The following is a 20411-nucleotide window of genomic DNA, read 5'->3' on the forward strand; positions in this document are numbered from 1 at the left end:
GAACGAGGGGGAGTCTATGAGTCATCGGATGACTACCAGCCGTCACAGTCAGCTTTTGGACTGAACGGCCGTACTGCCATATGTCCTGATTAGCGTGACCGGTCGGGCGGACCGGAGGGTTCGGGCTGTTTGGGGGTGAGGGGCATGGCCATGGCCACCTGCCGGCTCTGTGGGGCCGGCCTGACCGAGACCTTCGTCGATCTTGGAATGTCCCCGCTCTGCGAGAGCTATCTGCGCGCCGAGCGGCTGGACGCGGCCGAGACGTTCTATCCGCTGCACGTGCGGGTCTGCCCGGACTGCCTGCTCGTGCAGCTGCCGGCGTACGTGCCGGGCGAGGAGATCTTCAGCGACTACGCGTACTTCTCGTCGTACTCGGAATCCTGGGTGGCGCACGCCGGCCGGTACGCCGAGGCCATGGTGGCCGCGCTCGACCTCGGGCCGCACAGCCTGGTCACCGAGGTGGCCAGCAACGACGGCTACCTGCTGCGGCACTTCGCCGACCGGTCCATCCCGGTGCTCGGGATCGAGCCCGCGGCCAACGTGGCCGCGGTGGCCCGGCAGCACGGCATCCGGACCAAGGTGCGCTTCCTCGGCCCGGAGACCGGCGCCGACCTGGCCGCCACCTACGGCCGGGCCGACCTGGTGGTGGCCAACAACGTCTACGCGCACGTTCCGGACCTGCGCGGTTTCACCGAGGGGCTGGCCGCGCTGGTCAAGCGCACCGGGCTGGTCACCCTGGAGTTCCCGCACCTGCTCCGGCTGATCGAACGGCGGCAGTACGACACGATCTACCACGAGCACTACCAGTACCTCACGTTGTTGACCGCGCAGCGGGCGCTGGCCACCGGCGGCCTCACGGTGGTGGACGTGGAGGAACTGAACACGCACGGCGGCTCGCTGCGGGTGCACGCCCGACCCTCCTCGGCCGCGGGCGAGCCGTCGGCGAATGTGAAGGCCGTGCTGGACGCCGAGGCGCGGGCCGGCCTGCACACCCTGGACGGCTACCGCGGCTTCGCCGAGGCCGTCTTCGGGGTGAAGCGCGACCTCGTCGAGTTCCTGCACGGCGCCCGCGCCCGGGGCGAGCGGGTGGTCGGGTACGGCGCGCCGGGCAAGGGGAACACCCTGCTCAACCACTGCGGCATCCGGGCCGACCTGCTGGCGTACACGGTCGACCGGAGCCCGCACAAGCAGGGCCGGTTCCTGCCCGGCACGCACATCCCGATCCATCCGCCCGAGCGGATCGCCGCCGACCGGCCCGACTATGTGCTGGTGCTGCCCTGGAACCTGCGTACCGAGCTGTCCCGGCAACTGGCGTACGTCCGGGACTGGGGCGGCCGGCTGGTGTTCCCGATCCCGCGGCTGGCGGTGGTCTAGGTGAAGGTGGTGCTCTTCTGCGGCGGCCTGGGCATGCGGATGCGCGAGGACGCCGCCTCGGCGCCGAAGCCGATGGCCATGATCGGCGACCGGCCGCTGCTGTGGCACGTGATGCGCTACTACGCGCACTTCGGCCACCAGGACTTCGTGCTCTGCCTCGGCTACGGCGCGGCCGCCGTGAAGGAATACTTCCTCCGGTACGACGAGACCCGCTCCAACGACTTCACGCTGGCCCGCGGCGGCCGCGACCTGCGGCTGTTCTCGACCGACATCACCGACTGGAACATCACCTTCATCGACACCGGGCTGACGGCCACCATCGGCGAGCGGCTCATGCGGGTCCGCCGGCACGTCGAGAACGAGGAGATGTTCCTGGCCAACTACGCGGACACCCTCACCGACGCGCCGCTGCCCGCCATGATCGAACGGTTCGCCACCAGCACGGCCGTGGCCAGCCTGCTCGCCGTGCCGGTGCAGTCCACCCACCACGTGCTGGACATCTCGGCCGGCGACCGGGTGGAGCGGGTCCGGCCGATCCGCGACCTCATGCAGTGGGAGAACGGCGGCTACTTCGTGCTCCGGCCGGAGATCTTCGCGGCGCTGCGCGCGGGCGAGGACCTGGTCCCGCACGCCTTCGACCGGCTGCTGCCGACCGGCCGCCTGATGGCGCAGCGGCACACCGGGTTCTGGCGCGCGGCCGATACGTTCAAGGACCGGGCCGAGCTGGAGGAGCTGTACCGGTCGGCCCGCTGCCCCTGGATGCTCTGGGATCCGCAGCGCACCCGGCCGGGCGGTCCGGTGCTGGTGCGCTGAATGTCCGCGCTGCGGCTGGCCGGCCTGCGCGCCGTGACACTGCTGGGCGCCCATCCCGACGACATCGAGATCGGCGCGGGCGGTCTGCTGCTGGCGCTCGGCGCCGTACCGGGGCTGCGGGTGCACTACGTCCTGCTCACCGGCGCACCGGACCGGCAGGCCGAGGCCCGGGCGGCGGCCGCGGCCTTCCTGCCGGCCGCCCGGCTCAGCTTCGCGCTGCACGCCCTGCCCGACGGGCGGGTGCCGGCGCGGTGGGCGGCCGCCAAGCGGATCATCGACGAGGCCGCGCGGCGGATGGACGCCGACCTGGTGGTGGCGCCCGGACCCGACGACGCGCACCAGGACCACCGGACACTCGCCCGGCTCGTGGCCACGTCCTTCCGGCGGTCACCGGCGTTGCACTATGAGATCCCGAAATGGGACGGCGACCTGGGGCGGCGGAACGTCTATCTGCCGCTGTCCGAGGAACGGCTCCGGCGGAAGGTGGAGCTGTTGAACGCGTGCTACCCGTCCCAGAAGGACCGGGAGTGGTGGGACGAGGAGGTGTTCCGCGGGCTGGCCCGGCTGCGCGGGGTGGAGTGCCGGTCGCGGTACGCCGAGGCGTACCGGTGCGACAAGGTGGTGCTCGAGCCGTGACGGCCGCCGCGGAGCCCGAGCCGGACGGCGCCGGCCCGGGCCGTTTCCGGGCGTGCCTGTTCGGCACCGGGGGCGCGCCGGCCAACCTCGGCGTGGCCGCGCTGCGGGCCGCGGCGTTGGACCTGCTGCTCACCCGGCTGCCGGACGCCCGGATCACCGTGTTCGACGACGGCTGGGGGCAGCGTCCCGGCCAGGCCCACGTGGCGGGCCGGCCGCGCCCGGTACGCCTGGTCGGCGCCCGCCGGTCGCGGCGGGTGCACCGCCCCGAGTCCTACCTCAACATGCGGGTGAGCGCGGCGTTCGGCGGCCTGGGCAACGCCGGGTTGGCGGCCATCGACGCCGCGGACGCCGTCTTCGACCTGAGCGGCGGGGACAGCTTCACCGACGGCTACGGCGAGCGGCGGTTCCGGATGGTGGCCTGGCCCAAGCGGCTGGCCCTGCTGCGCGGCCGGCCGCTGGTGCTGCTGCCGCAGACGTACGGGCCGTTCCGGTCGCCGCGGCTGCGCCAGACGGCGGCCGGGCTGGTCCGCGGCGCCGCCATGGCCTGGGCCCGTGACCCGGACAGCTACGCGGCGCTGGGCGAGCTGCTGGGCCCCGACCTCGATCCGGCCCGGCACCGCAGCGGGGTGGACCTCGCGTTCGCGCTGCGCCCGCACGAGCCGGCCGCGCCCGCCCGGGACGCGGTGGCGGCGTGGCTGGCCGCGGCGCGGGGACCGGTCATCGGGCTGAACGTGAGCGGGCTGCTGACCCGGGCGGAGAGCATGGTCCGGTTCCGGCTGCGATCCGACTGCCTGCGGGTGGCCCGGCTGCTGGCCGCGGAGGTGCTGGCCGAGCCGGACACCCGGGTGCTGCTGGTGCCGCATGTGCGTGCTCCCGGCAAGCCCGACGACGACACGGTGGTGACCGAGCGGCTGCACGAGCAGTTGGCCCGGCGGTACGGCGACCGGGTGGCGCTCGCGCCGGCCGGCCTCGACCCGCATCAGACCAAGTGGCTGATCGGCCGGACCGACTGGTTCTGCGGCATGCGGATGCACGCCGCGATCGCCGCGCTCTCCTGTGGGGTGCCGGCCGCGGTGCTGGCGTACAGCGACAAGGCCGCCGGGGTGTTCGCGGTGGCCGGCCAGCGTCGCTGGGTGGCCGACGCGCGCCGGTGCGGCGACGAGGAGCTGGTGGCGCACCTGCGCGCGGCCTGGCGCGGGCGCGCGGCCACGGCCGCCGACCTGGCCGGCCGGTTGCCGGCGGTGCGCAGCCGGGTGGACGACCAGCTGGACGCCATCCTCGCGCTGGTCGGCCCCCAGCGGCCGGTCCCGATCGGAGGCTAGGGCAGCACCGGAAGGCCGTTGTCGAACCACACGTTGGTGGACCGCTCGAAGTAGATGCCGGTCTGGTTGGGTCGGGCGATGATCCCGTACCGGAAGTCGCGGCCGTATTTGCACTTGGTCAGCCGGACGTTGGTGGCCACCAGATCGGTGCGGACGCCGATCGAGTAGTTCCCGCCGTCGCAGTAGTTGTCGGTGAACAGCAGGTTGATCACCGCCGGCGCCTGCTCGGAGCCGATCATGATGCAGGCGTTGAACGGGTTCTTCAGCGCGGCGTTGTACGGCTCGAGCCGGTTGTGCTGCACGAGGATGCCCGTGCCGCCGGTCGTCTGCAGGGTGTCGTTGTGCGAGCCGGGCTGCGGCATCAGCCCGTGGATGTACGAGTTGATCACGGTGGTGTTGTTGCCCAGCCGGATGGCGTCGATGGTGTTGTAGACGTTGCTCCGGTTGACCGTGACGTCGCTACAGCAGATGGCCGCCGCCGTGAGCCCGCTGCCGTTGACCTCGACGTCCTGCACCAGCAGCTTGACGGCGCCGGTGATGACCCGGATGGCGAACGTGGTGCTGTTGCAGGTGATCCGCGACTTGAGGATCTGCACGTTGCTGGCGTACACGTTGACACAGCCGGTGAGGTTGAGGTTGGTCACGATCTGTCCGGCCGTCCGCAGGTTGAGGGTCCCGGTCTGGTTGCGCAGCACGGTGCCGGCCGGTACGCCCGTTGTGGTTGGGCCGGGCCAGTAGCTGATCGGGGTGGGCGGCGTGGCGCCGGGGACCAGATCCGGCGGCGCGGCGTCGCTGGGGGGCGGCTCCGGAAGCGGCGCCGGGGCGTCGGTGGCGGCCCGGCGGTGGGGCGCGACCGGTGCCCGGTTGCCGCCGCTGGCCAGGAAGGCCCCGCTCACCACGAGGGCCAGGCAGAGCGCCACCAGGGCGCCGAACAGGATGGGACGGGCCCACTCGCGGACGAGGGATCGGCCGGCCTCGCGGGATGGCCCGGGGTGGATGGTGGACATGGCGTCCCCTACCAGTCTGGAAGCCGGTCTGCTCGCTCCCGTAGCCGCGGTCCGACCGGTGCGGATCCGTGGTTCCGTCGTGCCCGACGGTGCCCCTCTTCAGCTGCGAGTATTACAGAAAGTGACTGCACGCCCGCAATTTCCGATCAGACGGATTGCGGACAGCGCCCGTCCTACCTGGACTGTTGCCGCGGCAGCAGGACCTCGCGCATGATCAGCTGGAGCGCGGCCACCGCCGGGATCGCCACCAGGGCGCCGATCACCCCGAACAGCGAGACGCCGAGCAGGGCCGCGACGATCGCCGACACGTCGTTGACCTTGACCGAGCGGCGCATCACCTTCGGGTAGATCAGGTAGTTCTCGATCTGCTGGTAGATCACGAAGAAGACCACGCAGGCCACGCCCACCCGCCAGGACGAGGCGAAGCCCACCACGCTCACGATCACCGCCCCGATGGTGGCGCCGATCTGCGGGACGAGGTCGGTGACCGCCACGACCACGGCCAGGGCGAACGGGTAGCCCAGCCCCACCACCAGGGCGAAGACGAAGGTGCTGCCGCCGGCCAGCACGGCGATGGACAGGGCGCCCACCATGTACGCGCCAACCTTGTCCAGGATCTCGTCCCCGATCAGCCGGACGCGTTCCCGGCGCGACGCCGGCGCCAACGCATAGCCGAGCCGCCTGATCTGGTCGAAGGCCGCCAGGAAGTAGATCGTGAGCACCAGCACGGTGAGCACGCTGAACAGCGTGCCGAAGATCAACCGTGCGCCGCCCAGGACGCCACCGAGGGCCCGGCCCACGGTCTGCGCGTTCGCCGCCGACGACAGCCGGTCGGCCAGGTGGTAGCGCTCGACCAGGTCGTTGATGGTCTGGCTGCGGCGCAGCTCGTCCAGGTAGTGCGGCAGCTGGTCGAGGAACTGCGCCGACTGGGAGACCAGCGGCGGCACCAGCGCCACGATGCCGCCGCACAGCAGCAGCACCACGGTCAGCGCGACGGTCGCCACGGCCAGGCCGCGCGGCAACCCCCAGGACCGGAGCCGGACCACCGCCGGGTGCAGGCCGATGGCCAGAAACAGCGCGATGAAGATCAGGACCAGCACCGAGGCCGCGTTGCGGACGGCCAGGAACGCCGCGTACGCCAGCACGAGGCCGAGCCCGAAGGTGAAGCCGACCAGGAACGGGCTGCGCCGCAACGGTCGCCCGGGCCGGCCGAATCGCCCGCCGCCGTCCCGGCCCTCGTTCTGGTCGCCGTCCTCGTCCTCGTCGTTGTCGTCGTCCCCGGCCCGGTCGTTGTCCCCGGCCCGGTCCTTGTCCCCGGCCCGGTCCTTGTCCCCGGCCCGGTCCTCGGCGCGCCTCGGGCTGGTGCGCTGCTCGGGTATGCGGTCCGGGTCGGCCCGGCCCTCCGTGCGGTCCGGATCGGTGGGACGCTCGGGCCTGCGGTCCGGGTCGGCCCGGTCCTGCGTGCGGTGCGGATCGGTGGGACGCTTGGGGCTACGGTCCGGGTCGGCCCGGTCCTCCGTGCGGCCCGGGTCAGCTCGACGTCGGGCGGCGCCGGCGGCCGGGTCCGGACCGGTCGGGGGCTGCTCATCCGGCGGGTACGCCCGCTCCACCGCGCCTCCCGCAAGTAGCGACTGCGGGCAGATTAGCGGCCTCGGCCCCTGCCGACCACCCCTGCCGGACCGCGAGATCCCGCTCCTGCTCATCGCCGATGATCAACGAAATGCCACCGATGCTGGGGGTGCGAGCGTTTCGCAGGCCCAGCAGGCCCAGCAGGCCCAGCAGGCCCAGCAGGGCCAGCAAGGCCGGCATGCCGGTCCCGCCGGGTCAGCGGTGTCGACGGCGCGAGTCCACCATCCGCTTGTGCTTCTGGGAGCGCTCGTCGGGTCCGGGGTGGACGGTCTTGCCGACCGGCTCGGCTCGGCCGGTCACCTTGGCCGGTACCGGCTCGGCATCGTCGTCCATCGCCCCGCCCACCGGCTCGGCCCGGTCGACCGGACTCAGCACGGCGGTGTCGTCACTGCCGGTCACCGCCGGCTGATCGGCGCCCGTGAGCGCGGCCGCCCCCTCGGCGGGCGCGGCCAGCACCGCGGTGCGGTCACCGGAGGCGTCGTCGCCGGCCGTACCGTCCGGGTTGTCGTCGCTGATCGCGCCGGGCCGCTTCCCGTTGGGCGTCGCGGCGGCCGGCGCCGGCTCGGCCGGGTCGGTGTCCCGGGCGGTCACCGAGGCGGGCTCGGCCGCGATGGTGGTGAGCGGCTCGTCCGTGCCGGCGGGCTCGTGCAGGCCGACGGGCTCGCCTGCGCCGACGGGCTCGGCTGCGCCGACGGGCTCGGCTGCGCCGACGGGCTCGGCTGCGCCGACGGGCTCGGCTGCGCCGACGGGCTCGGCTGCGCCGACGGGCTCGGCTGCGCCGACGGGCTCGGCTGCGCCGATCGGCTCGTCCATGCCGATGGGCTCGCCCGCGCTGACCGGCTCGCCCATGCCGACCGGCTCGGCTGCGCCGGCCGTCGGGATCGGCGCATCGCCGCCGGCCGGCGTCAGGTCGCCGGCCGCGGCCGCCGCGGTCGCCCGGTCCACCTCCGCGCCGGCCCGGGCGACGTGCCGCTCCGCGGCCTCGGCCACCCGCTGGGTCTCGCCCATCCGGTCCCGCTCGGCCGCGAGCTGCTGCTGCACCTCGGTCAGCCGCCGCTGGATGGCGTCGGACTCCTGGCGCGACGCCCAGGTCTCCTGCCGCAGGTCGGCCAGCTGCTGCTGCGCCTGCGCGATCTCCAGCATCACCTCGGCGAGCTGCTGCCGGCCGGCCACCGCCTCCTGCTGGGTGGCCGCCAGATGCTGCTGGGTCGTGGCGAGATGCTGCTGGGCCGTCGCGGCGTACTCCTCGAACTGCCGCTTCGACTGCGCCACATGCTCGTCGGCCTCCCGGCACACCCGCGCGGCGTACGCGTCGGCCTGCTCCCGAACGGTGCCGGCGTGCTGCTCGGTCTCGGCGCGCAGCCGCTCGACGTCGGCCTCCAGCGCGGTCCGGGTCCCCTCGGCGTGCTCGTCGGCCTCCCGGCGGACCTGCTCGGCGTACGCGTCGGCCTTCTGCCGGATCTTGCTGGCCGCCTGCTCCGCCTCGGTGCGCTGCTCCGCGTACTGCTGCTCGAGACCGGCCCGCCACTGGGCGAACTCGCCCTCCACGGCGGCCCGCTTGGCCATCATCTCCCGGTCCGCCACCGCGAGGCGGTTGGCGATGTCCTGTTCGGTCGCCGCCCAGCGCTGCGCCATCTCCTGTTCGGTGGCCGTCTTGCGCTGCACCACCTCGCGCTCGACCCGTTCCCGGAAGACCCGCAGCTCCCGCTGCACCTGTTCGCGGGTCTGCGTCACGTACTCGTCGATCTCGGTGCGCTGCTGCGCCACGTACGCCTCGGTCTCGCTGCGCTGCCCGGCGACCCACTGGGTGGTCTCGGCGCGCAGCCGCTGGACGTACTCGTCGATCTCGGTCCGTTTCTGCTGGACGTACGCCTCGGTCTCGGCTCGGCGGCGCTGGTTGATCTCGGCCGTGCGCTCGGTCAGCTCGCGGGCCTCGTGCTGGGCCCGGGCGATGGCGTCCTCGCCCGCGACGCGGAGCCGGTTGGCCTCGTCGGCGGCGGCGGCGACGGCTTCGTCGGCCTCCTTGAGTCGGGCCGCGGTGGCCCGGTCCTCGTCGGCGCGGCGGGCGGCCAGCGCGAGTTCGAAGTCGTGCAACGCGTTCGCGGCGTGCTCGCGGGCCTCGGTGAGGACCCGCTCGGCGTCGGCCCGGCGGTTGTCGATCTCGTCCTGCGCCCCGGCCACGATGGCCTCGGCCTGTTCCTCGGCGATGGCGAGCATCTGCTCGACCCGGGGGCCGAGATGCCGGAACGAGGCCCGGTCCACCATGCCCACCTGACGCCGCACGGCGTGCAGGTCCCGTTGCAACTGTTCGATCTGGCCGGCCATCGAATTGACCTGCGTGTACGCCTGTTCGCGCTCGGCCGCGAGCGTGGCGATCTCATGCTCGGCCCGAGCGACGTAGCGGTCCACCTGCCGTTTGTCATAGCCCCGGAAGGCGGGCTCGAAGCTTGGCTCCGTGGTGACTTCCCCGCCAAGGGCGAACAGTTCCTCGCCGTGCGACATGCCTCCCATCCTCACACGTCTCGTCCCGTCGCGCGGCGATACGGACGTCCGTGATGGGACGTAGGTCACTGGGGAATTGGCCCGGATCTGGTGCTTTCGCCGCCGGACCCGGCGCGGGCTGTGCCCGGATTTTCCCGGCACAGCCCGCTCTGCCCGATTGGCCTGATCGACGGGATCAAACCGCCGCCGATCACGCCCAGCCTGGTCTTCCCGTACGGTCTCAGCCCGCCCGCTCGGCCGTGACCTTCTGCTCTGCCGGCTCGTTGATGTCGGCCTCCGTGGCGGTGGCGGTGGCCGCGGCCGGCCGCTGCTCGGCCGGCGCCTCGGCGGCCTTGCCCACCGTCGGCACGATCCCGGCCAGCCCGGACAGCATCTGGCCGAGCTGCGAGGTGACCGCGTCCTTCTGCCGGGTCAGGTCCTCGACCTCGCGCCGCGCGGCCTGGGTGGTCAGCTCCGCCTCGGTCCGGGCCTCGTTGAGCAGCCGGCTGGCCTCCGACCGGGCCTCGCCCAGGCTGCGCTCGGACTCGGCGCGCGCCTTGGCCAGCATCTCGGCCGACGACCGCTCGGACTCGACCCGGCGCGCCTCGGCTCGCTGCTCGATCTCCTTGGCCCGCTCCTGCGCGGCCGCCGCCCGCTGCTCGGCCTCGCCCACCAGCCGCTGCGTCTGGGCGACCTGCGCGGCGTGCCGCTCGGACTCCTCCCGCTCGGCCCGCTCCCGGCGCTCGGCCAGCTGGAGCTCGAGGGCCTGCAGGTCCTTGTCGCGCTTGTCCCGCGCGTCGGTCAGCAGCTTGGTCGCCTCGGCCCGCTTCTCCTCGGCGTCCCGGCCCGCCTTCGCGCGCAGCTGGGTGATCTCGCGCTCGGCGGTGGCACGCAGCGTGGCCACCTCGCGCTCCACCATCGACTTGAGTTCGGCCACCTCGTGCGCGGTGACCGTGCGCAGCTGCTTGGTCTCGCGCTCGGCGTCGGCGCGCAGCGTGTCGGACTCCCGCCGGGCCTGCACCCGGGCCTCGGCCGCCTCCCGCTCGGCGGCGGTGCGCAGGCCGCCGGCCTCGCGTTCGGCGTTGGCCTTCATGGCGGCCGCCTCGGCGCGCGCCTTGTCGGTGATTTCCCGGGCCTCCAGCCGGGCGGCCGAGAGGATGCCCTCGGACTCGCGCTTGGCCTCCCCCCGGTGGTCGTTGGCCTGCTCCTCGGCGAGCCGGAGGATCTGTTCGACCCGGGTGCCCAGGCCGGACAGGGTGGGCCGGTTGTTCTCCTCGAGCTGCTTGTTGGTCTCGGTGAGCTTCTGCTCGACCGCGGCCAGCCGCTGCTCGGCCTGGCGCAACCGGCGCTGCGCGTCGTTCATCCGCTGCTCGGCCTCGCCGCGGGCCTGTTCGGACTGGCTCAGTGCCGCGTTGAGCCGGCCGACGAAGTCGTCGACCTGCGCGCGGTCGTACCCGCGCAGCTGGATGGTGAAGTCGGGTTGCGTGTTGGCGTTATCGAAGAACGCCAGAGGGGAGGACTGCTGCTGGGGCATTGGCACATACTTGCAGACTCCCCAGGGGGCTTCGCAAGAGCCAACGGTCGCGCTATCGGCCGAACCGGAAGGCCACCCGGCCGACCCGCGGGGCCCGACTCGGCCCGACCTTGGCGGGGGCGGGTACGGACGATCTTGGCAGGTCGGAGCGGCGCGCGGGCCGGCCTCGGGCCCGCGGGGGACCGGCCGTCGCTTTCGGACCGAAATGATTGTTCGCGGCAGTTGATGGCCGACCCGCAGTTCTTCATGGCCGAGCCGGAGAGCCGGATAAGCGTTGCCGGAAAGCAAATATCTTTGCCGGAAAAGATCGCGACCGGCGCCCGGCCGGTCCTCAGTGGCCGCGGAACCGGTTGATCGCCGTTTCATGTCGGGCCCGGAACTCCGGGTCCCGTACCCCGAGGCCGTCCCGCGGCGCCAGGCAGCGCACCCCCACCTTGCCCTGGTGGGCGTTGCGGTGCACCTCGTACGCGGCCTGCCCGGTCCGTTCCAGCGGATAGCTGCGGGAGACCGTCGGGTGGATCCGACCGCGCGCGACCAGCCGGTTGGCCGCCCACGCCTCCCGGTAGTTGGCGAAGTGACTGCCGACGATCCGCTTGAGGTGCATCCAGAGGTAGCGGTTGTCGTACTGGTGCTGGTATCCGCTGGTGGAGGCGCAGGTGACGATCGTTCCACCGCGCTTGGCCACGAAGACGCTGGCGCCGAAGGTCTCCCGGCCGGGGTGCTCGAAGACGATGTCCGGGTCGTCGCCGCCGGTGAGTTCCCGGATCCGCTCGCCGAAGCGCCGCCACTCGCCCATGTCCGGGGTCTGCTCGTCGGCCCAGAACCGGAACCCCTCGGCGGCCCGATCGATGATCAGGTCGGCGCCCATCCGGCGGCACAGCTCGGCCTTGTCCGGCGAGGACACCACGCAGACCGGCACGGCGCCGCCGCCGAGGGCGAGCTGGGTGGCGTAGCCGCCGAGGCCGCCGGAGGCGCCCCAGACGAGTACGACGTCACCCTGCTTCATGGCGGCGCCGTGATGCGAGACCAGCTGCCGGTAGGCGGTCGAGTTCACCAGCCCGGGGCTGGCGGCCTCCTCCCAGCTCAGGTGCCCCGGCTTGGGCATCAGCTGGTTGGCCTTGACCAGCGCCAGCTCGGCCAGTCCGCCGAAGTTGGTCTCGAAGCCCCAGATCCGCTGCTGCGGGTCGAGCATCGTGTCGTCGTGCCCGGCCGCCTCCTCCAGTTCCACGGAGAGGCAGTGCGCCACCACCTCGTCGCCGGGCCGCCACCGGGTCACCCCGGCGCCGACCCGGAGCACCACGCCGGCCGCGTCGGACCCGACCACGTGGTACGGGAGGTCGTGCCGCCTGGTCAGCGGGGACAGCCGGCCGTAGCGGCGCAGGAAGGAGAACGTCGACAGCGGCTCGAAGATGCTCGTCCAGACCGTGTTGTAGTTGATGGCGCTGGCCATCACCGCCACGAGCGCCTCGCCCGGGCCGAGTTCCGGGGTGGGCACCTCCTGGACGTGCAGCGTCCGGCGGGGATCCCGGTCCGCGGCCGGCATCCCGGCGAACATGTCCGCCTCATCCGCCCGGACCACCACGCCGCGGTAGCTCGCCGGCACCGGCAGGCGGCCCAGCGCGGACAACTCCCGCGCCGGATCCTCGGCGTCCTCCGCCGCCATGATCGCTTCCAGGATGTCCCGCACGCCGACCTCCCGTCGGTCCGTGCCGGCGCCTCGGGCCGGCTCGTCGCACCGGTACGGCACGCGGCCGCCATCGTCGAGGGCCGGCGACGCCGGACACCATGTCGGGAAGCCACATCCGCGCCGGTGGCGCCTGTGTGTGGCCAGATGTTACTGAACGGTAGCTATGGCGCGGAAGCCGTCTGTGACGAAGTCCATCGATGGTCAGCGACCGGCGAGGTGGGCCACGATGGGGGCGGCGGCGTCCAGGTTGCCGCCCAGGTGCAGGTAGCTGACGCCGTACCGGTCGCGCAGCGCCAGCAGCCGGTCCACGCAGGCCGGCACGTCGCCGTGCAGCGCGACCGGGGAGGCCGCCAGGACCTCGGCCGGCAGCCCGCGGGCGTGGCTGGAGGTCGACCGGTGCTCCACGCCGCGGTGCCGCACCCGTACGTCGAACATCCGCAGCTGGAACTCCAGCCGCTCGGGATCCCGGCCGTTCGCCCGGGCGGCCGCGCGTACCCAGGACAGCTTCCGGTCCAGCCCCGCCGGGTCGAGATCGGCGGCCGCGGTCAGCGGGTCCACCCCGGGCGCGAGCCGCGGGTTGATGCCGACGATGTCGGCGCACCGGCCGGCCAGCTCCAGGACCCGCCGGCTGCCGCCGCCGATCAGCAGCGGCGGGCGGGGCCGCTGGGCCGGACCGGGCAGCCCGGCGAGGCCGGTGACCCGGTAGTGCCGGCCGGCCGCCGTCACCGGCCGCTCGGCGAAGAGCCCGCGGAGCAGCTCGACCGCCTCGGCCAGCCGGTCGATCCGGACCGCGGGCGGGTCGAACGGCAGCCCGAGCGCGTCGTGGTCGTCGCGCTGCCAGCCGGCGCCGAGCCCGATCTCCAGCCGGCCGCCGGAGAAGACGTCGAGGTTGGCCAGCGCCCGGTGCAGCACGGCCGGGTGCCGGAAGTCGTTGCAGAAGACCAGCCCCAGCACCCGGAGCCGGCTGGTGGCCTCGGCCGCCACCGTCATGGCCACCACCGGGTCCAGGCTCCATCCCCCGGTGAAGTGATCGGAGACCGACACGGAGCTGAAGCCCAGATCCTCGATCCGGCGCAGCTGCGCCCGCCACTGCGCGGGCGACCCCGCCAACGCCGGCATGGAGGCGGTGAACCGGAACGGGTGCGGCCGCGCCGGCCCGGCGCAGATCCCGGTCGGGTACGGCTCGACCTGCTGCTGGGTGCCGATCTCGTCCTCCAGGGGCGCGCCGCGGCCGGGTGGGTGCGACTGTAACCAGCGCTCACCTGCGCCGACCCGGGCTCGGTCGGATCCCCGACACCGCGTGCCGATCGGCGTGCCGGCGCTATCGGGTCGCCGGCCCGGTGCCTAGCGTGGCCGTCGGCGCCGGTGGGAGCGACCGGCGCGCGGCCGGCGTCGACCGGGGCGTCCGCGCGGCAGAAGGAGGCGGCCATGACGGTCCTGTACTTCGACCCTTCGCTGACCGACGACGAGCGCCGGGCGCGGCTCTTCGCCGGTGACCTCATGGTGCACCGGCCCACCGCGCACTCGATGGCGCTGGTGGCGTTCGCCCGGGAGATGGTGGAGCGCGCCTTCGCGCCGCACCCGCCGCCGATCGCGCAGCGGCACCTCGCCCCCCGGGAGTACGTGGACATCCTGGCCGGCCTCAAGCCGAGCTTCATCAACCACCCGCGCAGCGTCGAACTCGTCCGCGGGATCCTCGCCGACCTGGGCGCGGACCCGGCGGAGACCTACTTCGACGTGCCCCGGCTGCGCAGCATGACCAGCGACTACCTCAACGCCGGCCTGACCCTGCAGTTCAGCCCGCACCGGGACACCTGGTTCTCGGCGCCGATGTGCCAGCTCAACCACTGGCTGCCGGTCTACGAGGTGGTGGAGGAGAACGTGATGGCCTTCCACCCGCCGTACTTCGGGACGCCGGCGCCGAACAGCTCCCGGGAGTACGACTACGCCGAGTGGGTGGCGCACGGGCGCACCGCGGCGGCCCGGCAGGTGGAGACCGAGACCCGGCCGCAGCCGCGGTTGACCGAGGAGATCCCGCTCCAGCCCGACCTGCGGGTGATCACCCCGCCCGGCGGCGTCCTGGTGTTCTCGGGCGCGCAGCTGCACACCACCGTGCCGAACACCTCGGGTCGGACCAGGTTCTCGATCGACTTCCGGGTGGTCAACCGCCGGGACGTCGAGGCCGGGGTGGGCGCCCGGAACGTCGACTCGGCCTGCACCGGCACCACCCTGGGCGACTTCCGCCGGGTCTGCGACCTCGAGCCGATGCCGCCCGAACTGGTGGCCGCGGCGTCCGCCGCGGCCGGGCCGTCGGCCGTCAGCGCGCCGCCGGCTGCACCAGCTCCACGAGCACGCCACCCGCGTCCTTCGGGTGCACGAAGTTGATCTGCGAGCCGGCCGTGCCGCGCCGCGGCACGGCGTAGAGCAGCCGTACGCCCCGCTCGCGCAGCGCCGAGCAGGCCGCGTCGATGTCCGCCACGGTGTACGCGACCTGCTGCACACCCGGACCGGAACGGTCGAGGAACTTCGCGATCGTCGACGAGTCGGACAGCGGGGCGAGCAGCTGCACGCAGCCGCTGTCGCTCGCCGGCCCCACCTGGAGCATCGCCTCGCGTACCCCCTGCTCCTCGTTGGTCTCGACGTGCACGCACCGCATCCCGAAGACGCGCTCGTAGTATTCGATCGCCGAGTCGAGATCGGCGACCGCGACGCCCACGTGATCGATGCGGATCAAACCGACGGCTGTGACGTAGTCCGCAGCGGCCTCGGGTCGGGAGTTGTCAGCCATGGCGATAGTCTGGCCGAACAATCGTTAAGGCGTACGGTCGGCACCCCCTCGGAGGCAAGGAAGCCATGGACGTGGTGAGCGCAGGCAGCGAGCGCGGCGAGGACCGCGGGACGGCCCGGGCAACCGGCTCGGTGATCGTGGGCGGCGCCCGTACGCCGATGGGCCGGCTGCTGGGCAGCCTGAAGGACCTGCCCGCCACCCGGCTCGGCGGCGTGGCCATCAAGGCGGCGCTGGAGCGCGCCGGAGTGGCCCCCGAGCAGGTGCAGTACGTGATCATGGGCCAGGTGCTGCAGGCCGGCGCCGGCCAGATCCCGGCCCGGCAGGCGGCCGCCGAGGCCGGCATCCCGATGTCCGTCCCGGCGCTGACCATCAACAAGGTCTGCCTCTCCGGGCTGGACGCGATCGCGCTGGCCGACCAGCTCATCCGGGCCGGCGAGTTCGACATCGTGGTGGCCGGCGGCATGGAGTCGATGACCAACGCCCCGCACCTGCTGATGGGGCAGCGGCAGGGCTACAAGTACGGCGACGTGACGATCAAGGACCACATGGCGCTGGACGGCCTCACCGACAGCTGGGACTGCTGCGCGATGGGCGAGTCCACCGAGCGGCACAACTCGACCCGGAACATCAGCCGCGAGGAGCAGGACGCGTTCGCGGCCACCAGCCACCAGCGGGCGGCCGCCGCGCAGAAGAACGGGGCGTTCGCCGAGGAGATCACCCCGGTGTCCATTCCGCAGCGCCGCGGCGAGCCGCTGGTGGTCGGCGAGGACGAGGGGATCCGGCCGGAGACCACCGTCGAGTCGCTGGCCAAGCTGCGCCCGGCGTTCACCAAGGACGGCACGATCACCGCGGGCAGCTCGTCGCCGATCTCCGACGGCGCCGCCGCGGTCGTGGTGATGAGCAAGGCCAAGGCCGTCGAGCTGGGCCTGACCTGGCTGGCCGAGATCGGCGCGCACGGCAACGTGGCCGGTCCGGACAACTCACTGCACTCGCAGCCGTCGAACGCCATCCAGCACGCGCTGCGCAAGGCCGGTCTCACGGTCGCCGACCTCGACCTCATCGAGATCAACGAGGCGTTCGCCCAGGTGGGCATCCAGTCGATCCGCGACCTCGGGGTCAGCCCGGAGATCGTCAACGTGAACGGCGGGGCGATCGCGCTGGGCCACCCGATCGGGATGTCCGGCGCCCGGCTCGTGCTCACGCTGGCCATGGAGCTGCGGCGTCGCGGCGGCGGCACCGGCGCGGCGGCCCTGTGCGGCGGCGGGGGCCAGGGCGACGCCCTCATCATCAACGTCCCGGCGGAATGACCCGGTCGCTGCGGCGCAGCCGCGACGTGCCGGCGCTGGTCGAGCAGGCCCGCACGGGCGACCCCCGGGCGGTCGCCCGGCTGATCACGCTGGTCGAGTCCGGCGACGAGCTGCTGCCCGAGGTGGCCGCGGCGCTCGCGCCGCATGCCGGCACCGCGCAGGTGGTCGGGCTCACCGGCTCGCCCGGGGTGGGCAAGTCGACCACCACGAACGAGCTGGTCCGGGCCCTGCGTGCGGCCGGCCACCGGGTCGGGGTGCTGGCCGTGGACCCGTCCAGCCCGTTCACCGGCGGCGCCATCCTGGGCGACCGGGTGCGGATGCAGGATCACGCCACCGACCCGGGGGTGTACATCCGGTCCATGTCCAGCCGCGGCCACCTCGGCGGGCTGGCCGCAGCCACCCCGCAGGCGGTCCGGGTGCTGGAGGGCGCGGGCTGCGACGTGGTGCTGGTGGAGACCGTCGGGGTGGGCCAGGCCGAGGTGGAGATCGCCTCGCTGGCCGACACCACGCTCGTGCTGCTCGCCCCCGGCATGGGCGACGCGATCCAGGCCGTGAAGGCGGGCATCCTGGAGATCGCCGACATCTTCGTGGTCAACAAGGCCGACCGGGACGGCGCCGACAACACCGTGCGGGACATCCAGGGCATGATCGCGCTCGGCGAGCGCGGCCCCGGCGAGTGGCGGCCCCAGGTGGTGCGCTCGGTGGCGTCCCGCGCCGAGGGGATCGTCGACATCGCGGCGGCCATCGACAAGCACCGGCGCTGGCTGGTCGACCACGGCGAGCTGCGCCGGCGCCGGGAGGCCCGGGCCGCCGCCGAGGTCGAGGCCATCGTCCTCGGCGTGCTGCGCGAGCGGATGGCCTCGCTGCGCGACGGTACGGCGCTCGGCACGCTCGCCGCGAAGGTGGCCGACGGCTCGATGGACCCGTACGCGGCGTCCCGTGAGCTGCTGGCGGCGATCGGATAAGCGACAGTTCGACCGCTCCCGCGCGCTATGTCCGTACTGTCGCGCAGGTGCGGGAGAACGTCGCGGTCGTGGTGGTGACGTACCACAGCGACCAGGTGCTGCCCGGGCTGCTCGACTCGCTCGAGCCGGCCATGGCGGGGCTGTCCTGGCAGCTCACCATCGCCGACAACTCGGCGGATCCGGGGGCGCTGGCCGCGCTGCGCCGGATGGCGCCCACGGCCCGGATCGTCGACCTCGGGCGCAACGCCGGCTACGCGGCCGGGATCAATGCGGCGGTGGCCGCGTCCGGCGCGTACACGGCGATCCTGGTGCTCAACCCCGACATCCGGCTCGCGCCGCGGTGCGGACCGGAACTGCTCGCGGTGCTGCGCCGCACCGGCGCCGGGATCGCGGTGCCGCGGCTGGAGCGCGCCGACGGGTCGGCCATCGCCTCGCTGCGCCGGGAGCCGACCCTGCTGCGCGCCCTCGGCGACGCCGTCCTCGGCGGCCATCGGGCCGGCCGGCTGGCCGTGGGCGAGCTGGTGCTCGGCGACGAGGCCTACCGGTCCGAGTCGCGGGCCGACTGGGCCTCCGGCGCCGCCATGCTGATCAGCGCCGAGTGCTGGCGCCGGTGCGGCCCGTGGGACGAGACCTTCTTCCTGTACGCCGAGGAGACGGAGTTCGCGCTGCGGGCCCGGGACGCCGGCCTGGCCACGGTGCTGGCCCCGGCGGCCCGGGCCGTGCACCTGGAGGGCGAGTCGAAGCGGTCGCCCCGGCTGTGGACCCTGCTCACCCTCAACCGGATCCGGCTGTACCGCCGGCGGCACCGGCTCGGCGCGGTCCTCGCGTACTGGGCGGCCGTCCTGCTCCGCGAGGCCATCCGGGCGGCCCGGGGCAATCCGGCCAGCCGGGCGGCCGTGGCGGCGCTGCTGCGGCCGAGCCGGCTGCGCGAGGCCCCGGGCCCGCCCGCCGGCTGAGTCGCCGGGCCCGCTCGCGGGCTGAGTCGCCGGGCCCGCTCGCGGGTTGAGCCGCCGGGCCCGGCGGGGCTGTGCGTTACCGGCCGGTACCCGCCGCCTTAGCGATCGTTCAGTCTGCTCCTCTACACTCGGATGGAAGCCGAGAATGCCGAGGAGGAGCCCCGCGGATGAACGCCGACGAGATCGCCGCCGGTCGGGCGCGCTGGCAGGCGCGGTACGACGCGGCCCGCAAGCGCGACGCCGACTTCACCACGCTGTCGGGGCTCCCGGTCGAGCCGGTGTATGGGCCGCCCGAAGGGGTCGAGCACCCCGGCTTCGAGCGGATCGGCTGGCCGGGCGAGTTCCCGTACACCCGGGGTCTGTATCCGACCGGCTACCGCGGGCGGACCTGGACCATCCGGCAGTTCGCCGGCTTCGGTAACGCCCGGCAGACCAACGAGCGCTACAAGATGATCCTGGGGGCCGGCGGCGGCGGCCTCTCGGTGGCCTTCGACATGCCGACCCTGATGGGCCGCGACTCCGACGACCCGCAGTCGCTGGGCGAGGTCGGCCACTGCGGCGTGGCCATCGACTCGGCCGTCGACATGCAGGCCCTGTTCGACGGGATCGACCTGGCCGGGGTCACCACCAGCATGACCATCTCCGGTCCGGCCGTACCGGTGTTCTGCATGTACCTGGTGGCCGCCGAGCGCCAGGGCGCCGACCTGTCCAAGCTGGACGGCACCCTGCAGACGGACATCTTCAAGGAGTACATCGCGCAGAAGGAGTGGCTCTTCGAGCCCGGGCCGCACCTGCGGCTGATCGGCGACCTGATGGAATATTGCGCGCACGAGATCCCGCGCTACAAGCCGCTGTCGGTCTCCGGCTACCACATCCGGGAGGCCGGCTCGACCGCCGCGCAGGAACTGGCGTTCACCCTGGCCGACGGCTTCGGGTACGTCGAGCTGGGCCTGTCTCGCGGGCTCGACGTCAACCGGTTCGCGCCGGGGCTGAGCTTCTTCTTCGACTCGCACGTCGACTTCTTCGAGGAGATCGCCAAGTTCCGGGCCGCCCGCCGGATCTGGGCCCGCTGGCTGCGCGACGTCTACGGCGCCACCGACGAGCGGGCCCTCTGGCTGCGCTTCCACACCCAGACCGCGGGGGTGTCGCTCACCGCCCAGCAGCCGGTCAACAACGTGGTACGGACCGCCGTCGAGGCGCTGGCCGCGGTGCTGGGCGGCACCAACTCGCTGCACACCAACGCGCTCGACGAGACGCTCGCGCTGCCCACCGACGAGTCGGCTGAGATCGCCCTGCGTACCCAGCAGGTGCTGATGGAGGAGACCGGGGTGACCAACGTGGCCGACCCGCTCGGCGGCTCGTGGTACGTCGAGGCGCTGACCGACAAGATCGAGGCGGAGGCCGAGGAGATCTTCGCCCGGATCCGCCAGCTCGGGGGCGAGGGCCCGCACCAGATCGGGCCGATGACCTCAGGCATCCTGCGCGGCATCGAGGACGGCTGGTTCACCTCGCACATCGCCGAGGCGGCGTTCACCTACCAGCAGGCGCTCGAGAAGGGCGACAAGAAGATCGTCGGGGTGAACTGCCACACCGGCACGGTCGCCAAGGAGCTGGAGATCCTGCGCATCTCCCACGAGGTGGAGGTGGAGCAGCGGCGGGCGCTGGCCGACCGCAAGGACGGCCGCGACTCGGCGGCGGCGCAGGCCGCGGTGAAGCGGATGCTCGAGGTGGCCCGCACCGACGAGAACATGATCCCGGCCATGCTCGACGCGGTCCGCGCCGAGGCCACCCTGGGCGAGATCTGCGACGCCCTCCGGTCCGAGTGGGGCATCTACCGCGAGCCCGCCCGGTTCTGACGAAGGAAGGGCCCCTTCTTATCGCTTTTGGTATAGGAGGGGCCCCCTCTTAACGG

General features: G+C 73.2%; 16 protein-coding genes. 9 read left to right on the forward strand and 7 right to left on the reverse strand.

Features of this window, described 5'->3' with window-relative positions; translation table 11 throughout:
• Positions 1 to 144: 144 nt before the first annotated feature.
• The 4 genes from ACFFHU_RS15640 to ACFFHU_RS15655 are packed head-to-tail and all read left to right on the forward strand — an operon-like array spanning position 145 to position 4145.
• Complete coding sequence (locus ACFFHU_RS15640; RefSeq protein WP_377339457.1) at positions 145 to 1374, forward strand: methyltransferase domain-containing protein; 1230 nt, start codon at positions 145 to 147, stop codon at positions 1372 to 1374.
• Positions 1375 to 2187, forward strand: a complete 813-nt coding sequence (locus tag ACFFHU_RS15645) for a glycosyltransferase family protein (RefSeq protein WP_377339460.1) — start codon at positions 1375 to 1377, stop codon at positions 2185 to 2187. It abuts the gene before it with no gap.
• Positions 2188 to 2823 carry a PIG-L deacetylase family protein gene (locus ACFFHU_RS15650; protein WP_377339461.1) on the forward strand — a complete coding sequence of 212 codons (636 nt, stop codon included), beginning with the start codon at positions 2188 to 2190 and terminating at the stop codon, positions 2821 to 2823.
• Positions 2820 to 4145, forward strand: a complete 1326-nt coding sequence (locus tag ACFFHU_RS15655; protein WP_377339463.1) for a polysaccharide pyruvyl transferase family protein — start codon at positions 2820 to 2822, stop codon at positions 4143 to 4145. Before ACFFHU_RS15650 ends, ACFFHU_RS15655 begins: the two co-directional genes overlap by 4 nt.
• Here ACFFHU_RS15655 and ACFFHU_RS15660 read toward each other — a convergent pair.
• From ACFFHU_RS15660 to ACFFHU_RS15685, 6 genes are all read right to left on the reverse strand, one after another.
• Positions 4142 to 5152, reverse strand: a complete 1011-nt coding sequence (locus ACFFHU_RS15660; RefSeq protein WP_377339465.1) for a hypothetical protein — start codon at positions 5150 to 5152, stop codon at positions 4142 to 4144. The two genes, ACFFHU_RS15655 and ACFFHU_RS15660, sit on opposite strands and share 4 nt — an antisense overlap.
• Before the next feature lie 173 nt (positions 5153 to 5325).
• Entirely contained in the window at positions 5326 to 6531 is a 1206-nt protein-coding gene (locus ACFFHU_RS15665) for an AI-2E family transporter (protein ID WP_377339812.1), read from the reverse strand.
• Positions 6532 to 6976: 445 nt separating this feature from the next.
• Positions 6977 to 9283 carry a hypothetical protein gene (locus ACFFHU_RS15670; RefSeq protein WP_377339467.1) on the reverse strand — a complete coding sequence of 769 codons (2307 nt, stop codon included), beginning with the start codon at positions 9281 to 9283 and terminating at the stop codon, positions 6977 to 6979.
• Positions 9284 to 9503: 220 nt separating this feature from the next.
• Positions 9504 to 10796: a DivIVA domain-containing protein gene (locus tag ACFFHU_RS15675; protein WP_377339469.1), complete on the reverse strand. Its 1293-nt coding sequence runs from the start codon at positions 10794 to 10796 to the stop codon at positions 9504 to 9506.
• A 331-nt stretch (positions 10797 to 11127) separates the two neighbouring features.
• Entirely contained in the window at positions 11128 to 12483 is a 1356-nt protein-coding gene (gene ccrA / locus ACFFHU_RS15680) for a crotonyl-CoA carboxylase/reductase (RefSeq protein ID WP_377339471.1), read from the reverse strand.
• Between the two features lie 201 nt (positions 12484 to 12684).
• The gene (locus tag ACFFHU_RS15685) at positions 12685 to 13791 is read right to left on the reverse strand and encodes a TIGR03621 family F420-dependent LLM class oxidoreductase (RefSeq protein WP_377339814.1); all 1107 of its coding nucleotides are present in this window, start codon (positions 13789 to 13791) and stop codon (positions 12685 to 12687) included.
• Positions 13792 to 13911: 120 nt separating this feature from the next.
• Here ACFFHU_RS15685 and ACFFHU_RS15690 point away from each other — a divergent pair, with 120 nt between their 5' ends.
• The gene (locus ACFFHU_RS15690; protein WP_377339473.1) at positions 13912 to 14868 is read left to right on the forward strand and encodes a phytanoyl-CoA dioxygenase family protein; all 957 of its coding nucleotides are present in this window, start codon (positions 13912 to 13914) and stop codon (positions 14866 to 14868) included.
• On the opposite strand, the gene mce is transcribed toward ACFFHU_RS15690, so the two are convergent.
• The gene (mce, locus tag ACFFHU_RS15695) at positions 14801 to 15271 is read right to left on the reverse strand and encodes a methylmalonyl-CoA epimerase (protein ID WP_377339475.1); all 471 of its coding nucleotides are present in this window, start codon (positions 15269 to 15271) and stop codon (positions 14801 to 14803) included. The genes ACFFHU_RS15690 and mce overlap by 68 nt on opposite strands.
• 65 nt (positions 15272 to 15336) lie before the next feature.
• Between mce and ACFFHU_RS15700 the strand changes: the two genes are divergently transcribed.
• The 4 genes from ACFFHU_RS15700 to icmA all read left to right on the forward strand — a co-directional run bounded on the left by ACFFHU_RS15700 (position 15337) and on the right by icmA (position 20355).
• A complete protein-coding gene (locus tag ACFFHU_RS15700) occupies positions 15337 to 16578 on the forward strand; it encodes an acetyl-CoA C-acetyltransferase (protein WP_377339477.1) in 1242 nt (413 codons plus the stop codon).
• Positions 16575 to 17543, forward strand: a complete 969-nt coding sequence (gene meaB, locus ACFFHU_RS15705; RefSeq protein ID WP_377339480.1) for a methylmalonyl Co-A mutase-associated GTPase MeaB — start codon at positions 16575 to 16577, stop codon at positions 17541 to 17543. Before ACFFHU_RS15700 ends, meaB begins: the two co-directional genes overlap by 4 nt.
• A gap of 47 nt (positions 17544 to 17590) precedes the next feature.
• The gene (locus tag ACFFHU_RS15710; RefSeq protein ID WP_377339482.1) at positions 17591 to 18499 is read left to right on the forward strand and encodes a glycosyltransferase; all 909 of its coding nucleotides are present in this window, start codon (positions 17591 to 17593) and stop codon (positions 18497 to 18499) included.
• Positions 18500 to 18666: 167 nt separating this feature from the next.
• The gene (gene icmA / locus ACFFHU_RS15715; RefSeq protein ID WP_377339483.1) at positions 18667 to 20355 is read left to right on the forward strand and encodes a coenzyme B12-dependent isobutyryl-CoA mutase large subunit; all 1689 of its coding nucleotides are present in this window, start codon (positions 18667 to 18669) and stop codon (positions 20353 to 20355) included.
• Positions 20356 to 20411 lie beyond the last annotated feature (56 nt).

The organism is Plantactinospora siamensis (assembly GCF_042434095.1).
Classification (GTDB): domain Bacteria; phylum Actinomycetota; class Actinomycetes; order Mycobacteriales; family Micromonosporaceae; genus KBS50.